At 60.4% G+C, this 15,772-nt stretch carries 15 protein-coding genes; 4 read left to right on the top strand and 11 right to left on the bottom strand.

Annotated elements, in window-relative coordinates; all coding sequences use genetic code 11:
- Positions 1–162 precede the first annotated feature (162 nt).
- A complete protein-coding gene (gene coaD / locus P8192_RS06515) occupies positions 163–630 on the bottom strand; it encodes a pantetheine-phosphate adenylyltransferase (RefSeq protein WP_270105536.1) in 468 nt (155 codons plus the stop codon).
- 22 nt (positions 631–652) lie between these two features.
- Between coaD and P8192_RS06510 the strand changes: the two genes are divergently transcribed.
- Complete coding sequence (locus P8192_RS06510) at positions 653–1,900, top strand: aminotransferase class I/II-fold pyridoxal phosphate-dependent enzyme (protein WP_278159462.1); 1,248 nt, start codon at positions 653–655, stop codon at positions 1,898–1,900.
- A 33-nt stretch (positions 1,901–1,933) separates the two neighbouring features.
- On the top strand, positions 1,934–2,740 hold the full coding sequence (locus tag P8192_RS06505) for an ATP-grasp fold amidoligase family protein (protein WP_278159460.1): 807 nt from the start codon (positions 1,934–1,936) through the stop codon (positions 2,738–2,740).
- 1 nt (position 2,741) lies between these two features.
- Here P8192_RS06505 and P8192_RS06500 read toward each other — a convergent pair whose 3' ends face one another.
- The 4 genes from P8192_RS06500 to P8192_RS06485 all read right to left on the bottom strand — a co-directional run bounded on the left by P8192_RS06500 (position 2,742) and on the right by P8192_RS06485 (position 7,547).
- Positions 2,742–3,527: a hypothetical protein gene (locus P8192_RS06500; protein WP_278159458.1), complete on the bottom strand. Its 786-nt coding sequence runs from the start codon at positions 3,525–3,527 to the stop codon at positions 2,742–2,744.
- A 15-nt stretch (positions 3,528–3,542) separates the two neighbouring features.
- Entirely contained in the window at positions 3,543–4,130 is a 588-nt protein-coding gene (gene rsmD, locus P8192_RS06495; RefSeq protein WP_278159457.1) for a 16S rRNA (guanine(966)-N(2))-methyltransferase RsmD, read from the bottom strand.
- Between the two features lie 64 nt (positions 4,131–4,194).
- Complete coding sequence (locus P8192_RS06490) at positions 4,195–6,360, bottom strand: ATP-dependent DNA helicase RecG (protein WP_278159456.1); 2,166 nt, start codon at positions 6,358–6,360, stop codon at positions 4,195–4,197.
- Positions 6,361–6,440: 80 nt separating this feature from the next.
- Positions 6,441–7,547, bottom strand: coding sequence for a DAK2 domain-containing protein (locus tag P8192_RS06485; protein WP_333481986.1), 1,107 nt, complete (start codon positions 7,545–7,547; stop codon positions 6,441–6,443).
- A gap of 76 nt (positions 7,548–7,623) precedes the next feature.
- Between P8192_RS06485 and P8192_RS06480 the strand changes: the two genes are divergently transcribed.
- Entirely contained in the window at positions 7,624–8,184 is a 561-nt protein-coding gene (locus P8192_RS06480) for a DUF3515 family protein (protein WP_347403430.1), read from the top strand.
- 38 nt (positions 8,185–8,222) lie between these two features.
- On the opposite strand, the gene P8192_RS06475 is transcribed toward P8192_RS06480, so the two are convergent.
- The 6 genes from P8192_RS06475 to leuC all read right to left on the bottom strand — a co-directional run bounded on the left by P8192_RS06475 (position 8,223) and on the right by leuC (position 14,836).
- Entirely contained in the window at positions 8,223–9,401 is a 1,179-nt protein-coding gene (locus P8192_RS06475; RefSeq protein ID WP_270105543.1) for a D-alanine--D-alanine ligase family protein, read from the bottom strand.
- Positions 9,398–10,471, bottom strand: a complete 1,074-nt coding sequence (locus tag P8192_RS06470; RefSeq protein WP_278159453.1) for an NAD(P)H-dependent glycerol-3-phosphate dehydrogenase — start codon at positions 10,469–10,471, stop codon at positions 9,398–9,400. The genes P8192_RS06475 and P8192_RS06470 overlap by 4 nt, the downstream gene beginning before the upstream one ends.
- Positions 10,471–11,199 (bottom strand): lysophospholipid acyltransferase family protein, encoded by a 729-nt coding sequence (locus tag P8192_RS06465; RefSeq protein WP_270105545.1) that lies wholly within the window; start codon positions 11,197–11,199, stop codon positions 10,471–10,473. The genes P8192_RS06470 and P8192_RS06465 overlap by 1 nt, the downstream gene beginning before the upstream one ends.
- 59 nt (positions 11,200–11,258) lie before the next feature.
- Positions 11,259–12,602: a UDP-N-acetylglucosamine 1-carboxyvinyltransferase gene (murA, locus tag P8192_RS06460; protein WP_270105546.1), complete on the bottom strand. Its 1,344-nt coding sequence runs from the start codon at positions 12,600–12,602 to the stop codon at positions 11,259–11,261.
- 120 nt (positions 12,603–12,722) lie between these two features.
- Complete coding sequence (gene leuD / locus P8192_RS06455) at positions 12,723–13,328, bottom strand: 3-isopropylmalate dehydratase small subunit (RefSeq protein ID WP_270105547.1); 606 nt, start codon at positions 13,326–13,328, stop codon at positions 12,723–12,725.
- Between the two features lie 17 nt (positions 13,329–13,345).
- Positions 13,346–14,836 carry a 3-isopropylmalate dehydratase large subunit gene (gene leuC, locus P8192_RS06450; protein WP_278159450.1) on the bottom strand — a complete coding sequence of 497 codons (1,491 nt, stop codon included), beginning with the start codon at positions 14,834–14,836 and terminating at the stop codon, positions 13,346–13,348.
- Positions 14,837–15,085: 249 nt separating this feature from the next.
- On the opposite strand from leuC, the gene P8192_RS06445 reads away from it, so the two are divergent.
- Positions 15,086–15,769 carry an IclR family transcriptional regulator gene (locus tag P8192_RS06445; protein ID WP_270105549.1) on the top strand — a complete coding sequence of 228 codons (684 nt, stop codon included), beginning with the start codon at positions 15,086–15,088 and terminating at the stop codon, positions 15,767–15,769.
- Positions 15,770–15,772: the final 3 nt, after the last annotated feature.

Raw genomic sequence — 15,772 nt, 5'->3', positions numbered from 1 at the left:
ACTCCTTTCCGTATCAGTCTTCGTTGTTGCCCGAGTCCGCACGCCACACAACACCGATCAGATGAAAGGGCTTCAGGGCGCGCTGGATCGATTGAACCAAGCATCCAGTGTATCGCCCAGGATGCACTGAACCAAATAGACGCGCGAGGAAAGGCTACGGAGTTAGCGTGCCAACCGGCGTGCCACCGAGCGCGGCACAAATTCAGAGATGTCCCCGCCCAAACCTGAGATCTCCTTCAACAGCGAACTGGAGACGTGCGCATACCGCCCATCCGTCGGCAGGAAAATCGTCTCAATGCCAGTGAGGTGCCTATTGAAGGTCGCCATGGGCATTTCGTAGTCGACATCGAGCGGATTGCGAATCCCCTTGATGAGGGCATTGGCGCCCTGGTCGCGGCAGAACTCTGCGATCAGCCCATCTTCCAGTGCCATCACGGTGATGCCTTGCAAGTAGGACACCGTCTCGGAAATCATCGTCATGCGATCTTCCAAGGAGAATCGGTAAGTCTTGTTGACGTTGGTAGACACCGCGACGATGATCTCGTCAAAGAGCGAGGACGCCCGGGCGATGATCTCCACGTGGCCGTTGTGGACGGGGTCGAATGAACCGGGACAAACTGCTCGACGCATGGGACAACCTACTATGAAGACTATGGATTCCTTGACTCGACCCTACCCCACCGGACCCTGGAAAAGTGCGGCCGAATCAGCCGGGTTGCTCCGTGAAGGGGTACCGGCACCGACCATCTTTGAAGAGATGACGAGTTTGGCGGTTCGGCACCATGCGGTGAACCTTGGACAAGGGTTCCCCGATACTGATGGACCCGAGTGGATCCGCCAGCGCGCCGCCGAACTAGTGATGACCCCCGGGGCCACGAACGCCAACCAGTACGCACTGGGTACCGGATTGATCGAGCTGCGCAGGGCGATCAGCGAGCACCAACAGCGCCACTATGGGTTGTATTACTCCCCCGAAGATCAGGTACTGATCACTACCGGGGCCACCGAAGGTATTGCCGCGGCTCTTTTGGCTCTGGTGAAACCCGGCGACGAAGTCATCACCTTTGAGCCGTTCTACGACTCGTATGCAGCCATGATCGCGTTACGGGGTGCAACCCAGGTAGTTGTGCCCATGAATGCGCCGGAATTCCTACCCGGCCCGGCGGCTTTGGAGGCCGCCATCACTCCGCGCACCTCGATGATCATCATCAATACGCCACACAATCCCACTGGATCGATACTGACGGCTCAGTTGCGGGATGCGCTCCTGGAAATCGCACACCGCCATGACCTCTGGGTGCTCTCGGACGAGGTCTACGAGCATCTCGTCTATGACGGCGCCCACCTGCCGATGGCCAGCGGTAGTACAGCATCCGACGGCACTGAGGTGGCTAGCTCGAAAGTCGTGACGGTGTCATCGGCGGGCAAAGCCTTTTCACTCACCGGGTGGAAAATCGGCTGGGTGATGGGTGCACCTGAAGTGGTCGCTGCGATCCGTGCCGTCAAGCAGTTCCTCACGTATTCGTCCGGTCCGGCGTACCAGCATGCAATTGCCCACGCCCTGCGAGAGGGTGATGACTACCTCCGGGAGCAGCGGGACGGCTTTCGGCATCGTCGCGATGAGCTTGTGGCAGCGCTTCGTGATGCGGGGCTTGACCCTGTGGTTCCAGCATCCGGGTACTTTGCTGTTGTGGATCTGGAGCCGTGGGGGCGCAACGATGCCACGGAAGCGGCACGGTGGTTAGCCGAGTCCGTCGGGATTGTTGGAATCCCCGTGACCGCATTGTGCCGCCCTTGGCTCAGCGATGCTCCCCTGCAATCGTGGATGCGCTTTGCCTTCTGCAAGCAACCCAGCGTAATCGCGGCAGCTCGCCAAGCCCTCAACACACGCATTCGATAGAAACACCACCCCACGTTCAGCACAGGAGGCGGCATGGAGTATTGGCACCAGTATCTTCAACGACGGATCGACGGTGAGGAACCAGATGTCCCATGGTTCCTGCACGACAAGATAGAGTGTGCCCGGTTCTGCCAGACCCATTCCCTACCTGTGGTGAATATTCTGCGAGATTTCGAGACCCCTGCCGAGATCAATCTCTCCGGATTGCCCTTGGAGTTCGTGCTGAAACCGACACAGCTACATTCAGCGCAGGGAGTCATGGTCCTCTCGGAGCACCCGGAGGGTTTTCACGAGGCGTTCTATGATGAGGTCCTCACTGAGGACGAGATCAGGGAGCGCCAGCAAGAGTTTTTCGACCGTCCGGAGCTTAACCAGAAGCATCTCAGTGGCAACCGTTTGATAGTCGAGGAGAAGGTCGTCGATGCTGACGGCTACGACATTCCCCGTGATTTCAAGGTCTACGCTTTCGGCGGGAGGGTCGAGCTCATTCTGGTGATAGATCGCAACACACGGCCACATACGGTGCAGTGGTTCGATCGGAAACTGACTCCGATCGGCGGAGACCGGATCAGCTACAACCCACGAAAAGTGGACATCGGTGACTTCGATCTGTCCGAGATCGGACCGGAAATTATTCGAGTCGGTGAGGCCGCCTCCAGCGCGGTGCCGACCCCGTTCTGCCGCATCGACTTGTACCGGAGTGTGCAGGGTTTAGTCATCGGAGAGATCACGCTAACGCCTGGCGGCTTGTACTTCGGACAGAGCTACACCTTGTCACGTACCTATGAGCGCAACCTGGCTCAGCAGTGGCGCGACGCGGAAAAAGCGCTATCGAGCTGAGTCAGGTGGTCTCGGGCGATTCCTCCACCGGGCGTTTCCAGCGCAGCCCCGGCATGCGGGTGATGGTGACCGGATTCGTGTCATGGCTCGGAACAGGCCCTGATAGCCGTAAATAAGCAGCGCTGTCTGGCACGATGATGTCGTCACTGTGCACCGTCCAGCTACCTGTGTGGGTCTCTACCGGAATCTCGATCACCGTGGAATCTGCGGTGCTCGCCGCAGAAACGCTCAGTGCAGCATCGTCTTCGGCGAAGAATCGTAGGTAAAGCATCTGCTGCACTGGTCGCAGATTTCCCTGAACCGGAATCTCCACCTGCATGGTCTCCACATCAAAAGGAACATGGTGGCACGCGTGGACGGCCGCGAGCGCAATGCCCGCGGTGACCTCTCCCCCGATCGGCTCATTGACCTTGAGGGCAACGTCGTCACATGGGGTGAACCGCGGTGGCGACAATAGTTGCAGCCCCTCGTAATTTGACCAGGCATGGCCAGCAAGTCGTAGCTGGGTCGCCCCAGCCGGCGCGGTGACGAGCAACGTCATCCGCCGCGGCTGGTCTTGTTTAGCCCTCAGGTAGAGATACTCACCAAACAACGACGAATGATGGGGCCAGTCCGGAAGCTCAATCCTGCTACCTGCACGGTCGGAGAAGGCTAGCTCCAGCACTCCCGCCCTGGCATCAGTGGCGGGCCCTTGGGTGACCAGGTCAATCTGGTAGGTCTCGCCCGCGGTCACCACCTGCTCCATCGCCAAATCCGTGACCGGCATCGAACTGTTGGTGTTTTCCATCGGGCTCACTCCTCTTCATCGTCGGGCTGGCTGTTCATCGTCCCGTGGACGGAGGAAGTACAGTCGGGTCTCCCCATAGTCACGCTGTTCGATCACGTCCAGCCTTTGGGGCCACTGGGGTTCAGCACTCCGTGTGGATCGCTCCAACACCAGCAGTCCACGTTCATCCAACACCGCATCCATCAACTCCAGGCTGCGATTCAACTGTTCACCGTCGAGATCGTAAGGTGGGTCGGCAAGGATTAGGTCCCATTGGCCCGGTGTTAACTGCTGTAACGCGGTATCAACAGACGCGTTCTGTACTCGCACGGCGGTGCGTCCGAGCTTGCTGTTCAGTGTCTCTGCATTGCGCTTGCACACCCCGGCGGCCTTACCGTGCCTTTCTACGCTGAGCACTTCGCCCGCACCCCGTGAGGCGGCTTCGCAACCCAGCGCAGCCGAGCCAGCGTAAAGATCGAGCACCGCGGTTCCCTCCAGCCAACCTCGGGATTCCAACCATGAGAACAGGGCTTCTTTGGTACGGTCCGTCGTTGGCCGAGTTCCAGTACCGGGGACCGAGACGAGTGGGAGGCCTCCCGCCACGCCTGAAACGATGCGAGACACGGTGCGAATCTCCTTGGGTCGTGGGTGACGGAGTGTGGAACTTCACCATACGTCAGAACATGGATCAGGTCTTCTCAAGATATCCGGAGGTCGCCTCGTGCGCCGCCTCCCACGCGGCGATCTCACCTGCCAGCGCCGGGTAGGCCTGTAGCTGGGGGTCGTGTTCACGAGCCTTCGTGATCCAGGCCGCGCATAGCTGGATGAGGGAGGCGTGACGCAGAACTTTCAGCACCAGCAACCGGGAGCCAAATCCGTGCTGGCTGGATCCCAACACGTCCCCTTCACCTCTGGCCATTACATCTGCTTCTGCAATACGCATGCCGTCCTGCGTTTCCGCCAGTACGTCGAGACGATCCAGAGCGGTGTGACCGTCGGGAAGCCGGGTGGCTAGCAGACACACGGCAGGGGCCTGCCCTCGTCCCACGCGACCACGCAGCTGATGCAGGGTCGACAGTCCAAAGGCGTCGGCATCCAGCACCGCCATGACCGTAGCGTTGGGAACGTCGACTCCGACTTCGATGACGGTTGTTGCTACCAAGATGTCGATTTCGCCGCGCACAAACCGCCCCATGACCTCGTCTTGGGTCGGTTGGTCTAATTGACCGTGCAAAGCTGCGACACGGGTACCCTGCAAGACCGGGATCTGCGGAATCCGTTCCACCATGTCTTCCACGGCTGCCGCATGCTCCGGTGCAGTCAGACTCAGCCTCAGGCCGCTGGAGTCAGTGTTGGCATCCGTAGCGGACAGACCTGGGGTGATCTTGGGGCATACGACGAACGCCTGGTGTCCGGCCTGTATTTGCTCGGCGATGATCTCCCAAACACGGCCGATAATCCTCGGGCCGTGTTCCATCCGCGCCACGTGAGTAGCCACTGGTTTTCTCCCGGAGGGTAGTGCGTCCAACACGGTGACATCGAGATCGCCGAAGACGGTCATGGCGACCGATCTCGGGATGGGTGTGGCGGACATGACCAACAGGTGAGTGCCAGGATTGGATTGGCGCAACGCCTCGCGTTGGTCGACGCCGAAGCGGTGCTGTTCGTCGATGACGACGAGCCCGAGTTGGGCGAAGCTGACGCGGTCAGAGAGCAGCGCGTGCGTACCAATGACGATTCCAGCTTGTCCCGAGGCAATCTTGAGCATCGCTTCGTGTCTGGCTTGTGTCGACATCGACCCGGTGAGTAGAACGACGTCCGTGGCCGGACCCGTCCAACTGGTGAGCTGCCCCGCAGTGGCCAATACATCCAGCGTCGAGACAATGGATCGATAATGCTGGGCGGCCAGCACTTCCGTCGGGGCGATGAGTGCGGCCTGCCCGCCGCCGTCCGCCACTTGGGCCATCGCCCGCAACGCAACCAACGTTTTTCCCGAACCAACCTCTCCCTGGAGCAATCGCGACATGGGTTGAGTCGAGTCGAGTCCCTTACTGATGGCGGTGCCAGCCGCCGTCTGTCCCTCCGTGAGCGTAAAAGGAAGCCGATCGTCCAGTAACGCCGCCATTCCGTCCTCGCGACGCGGATACGGTGTAGAGGCCGACCGGGTAGCATTGCGCTCGCGTCGCTGAGACAGTACACCTTGCAAAATGAGCGCCTCGTGGAGCGCAAAACGGGTTTTCGCCCGGTACGCATCCGATACCTGACGCGGGCGATGTATGTCGCGGAGGGCCTGGTCCAGTCCCGGCAACGGTTCCAAGGAGTCCGAGGCCTCGCGAAGCAGATCGTCGGGTATTGGGTCTTCAACTGCGTCCCAGTTGATGGCGTCCAGCACGGTATCCACACAGGTGCGAATGGTCCACGACGCTAGCTTCGCAGTGGCCGGATACACCGGAATTGGAGATAGATCCTGATCGCTAGGGTTTTCGGCAGCGTCGAGCACGGTGAAATCGGGGTTGTTGAGAGTCAATGCGCCCCGATACAGGGCAGTCTTGCCGTGGAACATGGCACGGGTGCCGGATGATAGGCGGCGATCAGCGTCGTAACCGTTGAAGAACGCCATAGATAGCGTGCCACCGGAGTGACCATCGATGTCATCCGAGACGACCACATCGACCAGGAAACCCCGACGCGACTGCATGCGGCGTTTGGTAGTGGACACGACACGAGCGACGATCGTGACCTGTTCCCCCACGGGAAGTTGATGAATGGGTGTCAGCTCACCGAGTTCCACCCAGCGACGAGGAAAGTGCTCCAGCAATTCCCCGGTGGTGGTGATCTTGAGCTGTTCCTGCAAACGTGTAGCTGTGCGACCGCCCAGAATGCCACTGAGCGGTTGGTGAAGTACTGAGCCCGGTTGGGCCGCGATGAGGGAGCTCACGAGTCCCGGTGAGAGTGGGTGGTCGCGTGGGGGTGCCCACCCGCGGAAAGATCAGTGACGTCGAGGTTTTCCGGTTGCCCGGCCCGCCGGACGAGTTCCAGGGCTGTTTCCACGTTGGGAACATGGGCGTGGATCCGCCAACGCACCCGCCCTTCGGTGTCAGCGTCCGTGGAAATCGGAGACATAATGACCGAATCCCCGATTTCGTCCAGCCCGAAGCGCAGGGTCGCAGCGTCCAACGGTGACAGCACCATGGAACACATCACTTCATGGCCTTCATGATCGGGTAGGTGCGAATGCAGGTGCGGTGCCTGGATATCCGTGCCGTGCAGTCCTTCGAGCAGGCCTTCTTCACAGGGACGGCCGGTGACGGCGCTACGCAGTGCGTCGAGTACGAGCAGCAAACCGATGGCACCTGCGTCAACGACTTTGGCTTGAGTTAGCGCCGCCAGCTCATTCTCGGTTGCCACCACGGCTGTTCGGGCCGTCACAACGAGGTGCTCACAACACTGGGCGAGGACTCGTCGAGAATTGAGGTGATCGGAAGATTGGTCATCCAGAGAATCCAGGAACTCCCGTGCCTCGTCAGCGCACCGAGTCAGGACCGATAGCAGCGTGCCTTCCTGTGGGTCAGACAGTGCCGACCATGCAGCCGTGCGGGCACGGTCTAGTCCCTGGGCGAGCAACGGCGCGGTGAGCCGTGGCGACTCTCGCATGGGCTCCGATAGCCCGGTAAGCGCTACCGCCATCAGCGTGCCCGAGTTACCTCGCGCTTGGTCCAGGGCGGCGCGTCCGGCGTGCGCTAGTGCGTCTCCCACGGTGCGGACGGCGGGATCGTCCACATTCAGCCCGGAGCGGGCCGCCGCGACGGTCGTGTAGAGGTTGGTGCCGGTGTCACCGTCCGGCACCGGGAAAATATTGATCGCGTTGAGTCGGTCGGAGCTGTTGGCCAGTGCGGACTCCGCTTGAACGAGCCATTCCAAGATCACCGGTGCCCCAGTACCGACGGCATGAGGTTCCTGCGACTCGGTGCGCGGGTGATCTGCTGGAGGATTCACGATTAGCTCAGGGGTTCCGGTCTCATAGACAAGTGATTTGGACAACGGTCCTACCCTACTGAGAAAGACTTCTCATCGCCATTCTTACCGGACGGCAACCAGACATCGTTAGGCTGGAGTCATGCAACCTTCCTCGGGCGCGTTCGCGCTTCGCCCACTCTTGTCAGGCCCTCGTCCACGTCGCCGTCGCATCACCACGGCTGTGTTCGGAACCGGGTTTGCGATCGTCGGTTTGGGTCTGTCCGGGTGTGCCAGCAACATGGTTTCCGGAATCGAGACCGCGGAAGATGCAACCAACCCTGTCTGCGCAGAAGCAATGGTTGCCCTTCCTGAAACGGTAGCCGGCTTCGACCGGGCGCGCACTGATGCGCAGTCCACGGGCGCATGGGGTGATCCAGCGGCTGTCGTCTTGCGTTGCGGTGTGGACGTTCCGGGGCCCACCACGGAGCACTGCGTCAACGCGAATGGTGTTGACTGGATCGCCATGGAGGAAGGCGAGAATTGGCGTCTCACCAGCTACGGTCGGGACCCTGCCGTTGAGGTGCTCTTTGATGCCTCTCGTGCCGCTTCGTCGTCGGTGATGGTTGATCTCGCGTCGGCGGTAGAGAGGATTCCGGCAGAGCGGGAATGCACCGCCCAGCCCGATGCGACGCAGGCACCCATCCCAAGCACCAACGGCTGAATCGGTCGGGATAGTCGGCTACGCCGACTACAGTGCGATCAGCGCAACCCGGTCCCGCGCTCGACGCCTAGCTCAATGAGTTCGTGAATCAGCTCAGGGTAGCTCAGACCGGTGCGGTCCCACATCGCCGGGTACATGCTGATAGGGGTGAAGCCGGGCATGGTGTTAATCTCGTTGATCACCCATTGGCCATCCGGAGTGTAGAAGAAGTCCACCCGCGACAGTCCGGACGCATCAACAGCCTGGAATCCGCGCACCGCAAGGCGACGCACTTCGTCGATGGCATCCTCGGGAATCCGGGCGGGACAGCTGAGTTCGGCTGCGGCATCATCTTGATACTTGGCGGCAAAATCATAGAACTGGTGGCCCGACGTTTCGTCGAGCACTTCGATTTCCCCGGGGTACGAAGCACGAGGATCGTCCGTTTCATGCCCGTCCAGGACCGCGCATTCGATTTCGCGTCCAAGGATTCCTGCCTCGACGACGACCTTGGGGTCAAATCTGCGGGCTTCCTCGATGGCGTCCTCGAGCAGGGCCGGGTCGGTGACTCGGGTGATGCCCAGGGAAGAACCACCACGAGCCGGTTTCACGAACACCGGGAAGGCAAGGTTTCGGATCTCGTCCAGTTTCTGGTCTCGACGCTGATACCAATCGCGATTCGTAATGGTGACCCAGTCGCCCACAGTTAGACCAGCCGCTTGGAAAGCCAACTTCATGTAGTGCTTGTCCATACCGACCGCGCTCGCCAACACTCCGGCGCCCACGTAGGGAATCCCGAGTGTTTCGAAGAGCCCCTGAACGGTGCCGTCTTCGCCGAAAGGACCGTGCAACAGCGGAAAGACGACATCGACCTCGCTGAGCACTTCGTGGGTGACCGTGTCGACGAGTTGGATCCCTGTTGAGGCGCGGTGGAGCGCCACCGGGTGCTCCGGTTCCTGCACCTCAGGCAACTCTGCACCAAGCGGGCTACCGGAGGCTGCCTCGGCTTCTGGGATGGCCGTTTGTCCAATCAGTCGGGATACGGTCCAGGTATCGGGAGTTTCCCGGACGGCCGACCAGGTTCCGTTGCGCGTGATCCCAACAGGGATGGCTTCGTATGCATTGCGGTCAAGGGCGTTGAGAACGCCGACTGCGGTGACACAAGACACCGGATGCTCCGCGGAACGGCCGCCAAAGAGAACAAGTACGCGGCGACGAGTCGTGGGGGCTGAGGTCATGAGGAGGCCTCCGATTTCAGATCACGGGCGAGGAGCAGGGTGGCCAGGGATTCTACGTCCAAGGCACCGGAGACGACGGCGTTCATCGCCTCGCTGATGGGCATTTCTACACGCATGCGGTGCGCAAGTTCAACGACGGCCGACACAGATTTGACGCCTTCGGCCGTCTGACGCATGACCGAGCTCAGTTCGTCTGCTCGATAGCCTTCGCCCATAAAACGACCGGCGGTGCGGTTACGTGACAGCGGCGAGGCACAGGTGGCGACCAAGTCGCCCAACCCTGCGAGCCCCGCCATGGTTTCTTGTCGAGCCCCTAGAGCTGCAGCAAGCCTGGTGGTCTCGGCCAATCCGCGGGTAATGATGGACGCCTTCGAGTTGTCTCCGAATCCGCGGCCGTCACAGAGTCCAACAGCCAAGGCGATGACGTTCTTGACCACTCCGCCAATTTCTACCCCGGTGACGTCGGTGTTGCGGTAGGGGCGGAAATAAGAGCAGTTCGTGAGCTTCGCGATCTTTGCGGCAGTCTGTTCACTTGCAGATGCCACCACCGTGGCCGTCGGTTCGCGACGGGCAATCTCCATGGCCAGGTTCGGACCGGAAACCACGGCAAAGTTCTCCGGATCTAGGTCCAGTTCCGAAGCACAGATCTCAGAAATCCGCTCATCGGTTCCACGCTCGAGTCCCTTCACCAGGGAAACGATGACGGTGTCTTCGCCGAGGGCATCCTTCAGCGCATGCAGTTGCTCGCGGACATGTTGAGCCGGAACGGCCAGCACGATCACTTCCGCGCCTTCGACCGCCGCTTTCAAATCTGTGGTGGCACGAATACTTTCGGGGAGGTCGATCTCGTCTAAGTACTCGGGATTGACGTGTCGCTCATTGATGGCGGCCGCCACGTCGTCGCGGCGCGCCCAGAGCATCACGGCGAGATCGTGGTCACCACGTTCGACGGCTGCATCGGCAATCACCTTGGCAAAGGTGGTTCCCCAAGAACCGGAACCCAACACGGTGATGTTCGCAGGCAGTTCACGCGCTCCAACGGCGCTGGGCTGAGCTGGTTGTGAGCTCATCAGAGGGCTTCTCCATGCGGGCGACGTTTATTGAGCGTAGGATCCCAGATCCCGTCTGGCGCCTTTTCCTCGCGCAGAATCTCCACACGTTCGGTGATCGCGCGCATCATGCGTTCGGTGGCCGACACCAGGACTTTGCGCGTCAGTGGACCGTTGCGCAGATCGTCCAGCTCTACAGCGGGACCGATGGCAATACGTGACGTCTTCCGCGGGAACGGGGACGGTTTCTTTGCCTTGCGCGGTAAAAACTCGTGCACACCCCACTGCCCCGCGGGGATCACAGGAGCACCGGTCTTCAGGGCCAAACGCGCTGCGCCGGTACGGGCCGCCATGGGCCAGCCCTGCGGATCACGAGTAATAGTGCCTTCAGGGTAGATGATGACAACCCCACCATCCGAGACCACTTTCTCCGCGACCTCGAGGGATTCCGCACCGCCCTTGGCGCGGTCGACGGGCACTTGCTGCATCCCAGTAAGGATCTTTCCCAGCACCGGCGCGTCGAAGAGTTCACGCTTGGCGAGGAAGTGAGGCAAGTAGCCGGCCCGGTACACCATGTGAGCCAACGTGAGTGGGTCGAGCTCGGAAATGTGGTTGGCAACCAGGATGAACCCGGAGTCGGGAAGGTACTCGCGGCCCGACCATTCTTTGTTCATCGACAGGTTCAGTGTCGGCAGAACGATGGAGGCGGCGCCGGCGAACCCGGCTCGCAGCAGAAATGTCTCAGTCACGCTATAACTGTAGGGCAGACCCGGCCGAGCAAAAACTTGGCACACCGGCTCCGCACGGATCAAATGAGCTGTAGTGACGCCTGCTGATCAGAGAGCGACACGTCGGCGCCGAGGCCTTCGAGCTTCTCCATGAACTTTTCGTAACCACGGTTGATGATCTCGATGCCGGTCGCACGCGAGGTCCCCTTGGCCGCCAAGGCCGCAACAAGGTGAGAGAATCCGCCACGCAGATCCGGGATATCGAAGTCGGCGCCATGCAACTTCGTCGGTCCTGAAATCACAGCTGAGTGCAGGAAGTTCCGCTGACCGAACCGGCACGGCACCGATCCCAAGCACTCACGGTGCAACTGGATGGAAGCGCCCATACGCACCAGCGCGTCCGTAAAGCCGAACCGGTTCTCATACACGGTCTCGTGCACAATGGAGACACCCTGTGCCTGGGTGAGAGCTACGACCAGCGGCTGCTGCCAATCGGTCATGAACCCGGGATGGACGTCCGTCTCCAAGACCAGCGAGTTCAGCGCGTCGCCACCATGCCAGAAACGGATGCCATCGTCGTGGACGGAGAACTCACCGCCAATCTTGCGGTACACGTTGAGGAACGCCGTCAGATCACGCTGCATGGCACCTTCGACGAAAATATCGCCCTGGGTGACCAAAGCGGCTGATGCCCAGGAAGCGGACTCGTTGCGGTCCGGAATGGCGAGGTGGTTGTAACCACTGAGCTTCTTGACGCCTTCGATACGGATCGTGCGGTCTGTCTGCACCGTAATGATCGCGCCCATCTTCTGGAGCACGTGGATCAGGTCGTGAATCTCTGGTTCGACGGCGGCGCCCTTAAGCTCCGTAATGCCCTCGGCACGCACCGCGGTCAGCAGTACCTGCTCGGTCGCTCCGACCGAAGGATAAGGCAACTCGAGCTTGGCTCCGTAGAGTCCCTTAGGAGCAGAGATGTGAATTCCGCCCGGACGCTTTTCGACGACGGCGCCAAAGTTGCGAAGGACGGTCAGGTGGTAATCAATCGGACGGTCACCGATCTTGCAGCCGCCGAGGTCAGGGATGAATGCTTCACCCACGGAATGCATCAACGGGCCACAGAACAAGATCGGAATGCGAGAATCGCCAGCAAAAGCATCGATCTCAGATGATCCAGCCGTCTTGGCTTCACGAGGGTCGAGCGTCATTGATCCGTCTTCGGAATCGCGTTCGACCTTGACCCCGTGAAGCTGCAACAGCCCAGTGACGACATCAACGTCCTTGATCTCTGGAACGTTGCGCAACACGGACGTTCCCGACCCCAAAAGTGCGGCAACCATGGCCTTAGGCACCAGGTTCTTCGCGCCGCGTACGCTGACACGTCCTTCGAGCGGCTTACCGCCGTTGATGGTCAGCAGTTCTCCCATAGGATTCGAAACCTCCGTGGCTGGTGCAGTCTTCCCTGGCGTCCTGAGCGATCGAAACGACCCCTCACCGCGCACATGTAGAGAACAGCATACGCCGAGAAGATGACAAAGTTCTGAGAATTAGTCCGCCGTGCGTGCCGGGAGTGTCGTGGGTTTGAACGCCGGACGGCGTGCTTCGTATTCTCGAATTCGCTCTTCGTCACGCAGCGTCAGGCTGATGTCATCGAGGCCTTCCATGAGCCGCCAACGCGTGTAATCGTCGATAGTGAAGGTCGTAGAGATGGATCCACACTCGACCAGGCGGTGCTCAAGGTCCACCGTAATTTCGGTGCCCGGATTGTTTTCGAGCTCCTTCCAAATGAGCTCGATGTCGCCCTGGTCAACCTGCGCGGCCACCAGTCCCTGCTTGCCCGCATTTCCGTAGAAGATGTCGGCGAAACGTGCGGCAATCACGACCTTGAAGCCGTAGTCACGCAGTGCCCACACCGCGTGCTCACGGGAAGATCCGGTGCCGAAGTCCGGTCCTGCCACCAGAACCGACCCTCGACTATAGGGCTCCTGGTTGAGGATGAAGTCCGGGTTCTTCCGCCAACCTGCGAACAGGGCATCATCGAATCCGGTCTTGGTGATCCGCTTCAAGTAGACAGCTGGGATGATCTGGTCCGTGTCCACGTTGGACTGCTTCAGTGGAACGCCGATACCGGTGTGTGTGCTGATCTTTTCCATGACTCTTTCTCAGCTCCTCAAGCGTCCTGCAGTACTGCGGCATCCGATGTGAGGTCGGACGGTGATGACAGCGTTCCCCGGATCGCCGTTGCGGCGGCAACAACGGGAGACACCAAGTGAGTGCGACCGCCCTTGCCCTGTCGCCCTTCGAAATTGCGGTTCGATGTTGATGCGCACCGCTCCCCTGGCGCGAGCTGGTCCGGGTTCATACCCAAGCACATCGAGCAACCAGCGAATCGCCAGTCGGCACCAAATTCTTTGAAAATCCTGTCCAGACCTTCTTCCTCAGCCTGCATGCGCACGCGATGCGATCCCGGGACAACCATCATGCGGACATTTTCGGCCTTCGTCTGTCCTTCGAGAATGGCTGCAGCCTGTCGCAGATCCTCGATACGAGAGTTCGTGCACGAGCCCAAGAACACCGTGTCAACAGGAATCTCTTTCATCGGTGTACCTGCGGTGAGATCCATGTACTGCAGTGCGCGCTCGGCAGCGGCCCGTTCATTCGGATCTTCGAAGGATGCCGGGTCCGGCACGTTAGCCGAGAGGGAGACACCCTGGCCGGGGTTAGTCCCCCAGGTCACGAACGGCTCGAGGTCATCAGCGTTCAGGAAGACTTCCTGATCGAAGGTGGCGCCCTCATCCGTCTTCAAGGTACGCCAGTAATTCACAGCATCGTCCCAGTCCTGGCCCTCAGGGGCATGCGGACGGCCCTGAACGTAGTCAAAGGTGATCTCGTCAGGAGCGATCATGCCAGCGCGAGCACCTGCCTCGATCGACATGTTGCAGATCGTCATCCGAGCTTCCATGGACAGGGAGCGAATAGCGGATCCGCGGTACTCGAGCACATAGCCCTGACCGCCACCGGTGCCGATCTTGGCAATGACAGCCAGAATGATGTCCTTGGAGGTGACGCCTTCCTTCAGCGTCCCTTCCACGTTGATGGCCATGGTCTTGAACGGCTTCAACGGCAAAGTTTGGGTGGCCATCACATGCTCCACCTCAGAGGTGCCGATACCGAAAGCCAAAGCACCGAAGGCACCATGGGTCGAGGTATGCGAGTCACCGCAGACCACCGTCATGCCAGGCTGAGTGAGACCAAGCTGTGGGCCTACGACGTGCACGATGCCCTGCTCACGGTCGCCCAGGGAGTGCAAGCGGATGTTGAATTCTTCGGCGTTCGTGCGCAGCGCGTCCACCTGCTTACGCGAGGTGGGATCCGCGATGAGCTTGTTGATGTCCATCGTTGGAGTGTTGTGGTCCTCGGTGCCGATGGTGAGGTCACGGCGACGCACCTGACGGCCCGCCAGCCGCAACCCTTCGAAGGCCTGCGGTGAGGTCACCTCGTGAATCAGGTGCAGGTCAATGTATAGCAGGTCAGGCGTCTGGACGTCGCCGTTGCGCTCACCACGAACGACAACGTGGTCGTCCCACACCTTTTCTGCGAGTGTACGCGGGCGGTCCGACGTCGTGATGGTCGTTCCGTATTCCGATTGCTGATCACTCATGGCGATCTCGCCTGCCTTCCGATACCAGTAACCACCCGTCCCCCTTCTGGCCGGGCCCTGATGCTCACTACAATCGCACCGCGAGAACAAGGGGGCAAAACAGTCACCAATTTATCTCATATATTGAGATGATACTATCGAATAGTGGAACACAGTAGCTCTCGACCCCCGATCTCACACATCCCTCGTGAAAACGAAGCCGTCGATCCCACATACTCCCCGTCGGGCGTCGGCGTCGTCGATAAGTCAATGATGATCCTGCACGCTCTGGAGCGCGGCCCGGCATCGCTGGCGCAGTTGGTCGAGTCGACGGGGATTGCACGACCCACGCTGCATCGCCTTGCAGCTGCCCTCATTCACCATCGTCTCATCAGCCGGGACTACCAATCGCACTACGTTCTCGGTGGCCGCCTCACCGAGTTGGCTTCAGCAGTCGGCGAGGACAGGATGACGGCCGCGGCCGTGCCGGTTCTTGCCTGGCTGAGAGACAGCACTGGAGAATCTGCTCAGTTGTTCCGTCGCCATGCCGACACGAGAGTCTGCGTCGCGAGCGCTGAACGACCAGTGGGGCTGCGAGATTCGATTCCGGTCGGGACTCGCTTCTCCATGAAAGCCGGCTCCGCCGCTCAGGTGCTCCTGGCCTGGGAGGACCAAGAACGTCTGCTCGAGGGCCTAGATCAGGCGATCTTCACCCCGGCCACTTTGGCGGGCGTGCGCCGACGGGGCTGGGCACAGTCCATGGGTGAGCGCGAGACGGGTGTCGGTTCTGTTTCCGCACCGGTGCGAGGAACCAACAACAAAGTCATTGCAGCAGTGTCGATCTCCGGACCGATCGAGCGCCTGACACGCTCCCCTGGCCGGCATCATTCAGCAACAGTGCTACGCGCGGCTCATCGCCTGACGGAAATGGTGCGCTCCATCGAGAATGGCTGACCC

The sequence above is a fragment of the Citricoccus muralis genome (genome assembly GCF_029637705.1).
Classification (GTDB): domain Bacteria; phylum Actinomycetota; class Actinomycetes; order Actinomycetales; family Micrococcaceae; genus CmP2.
The sequence above is the reverse complement of the archived record's forward strand: the minus strand, read 5'-3'. Positions and strand labels throughout refer to the sequence as shown.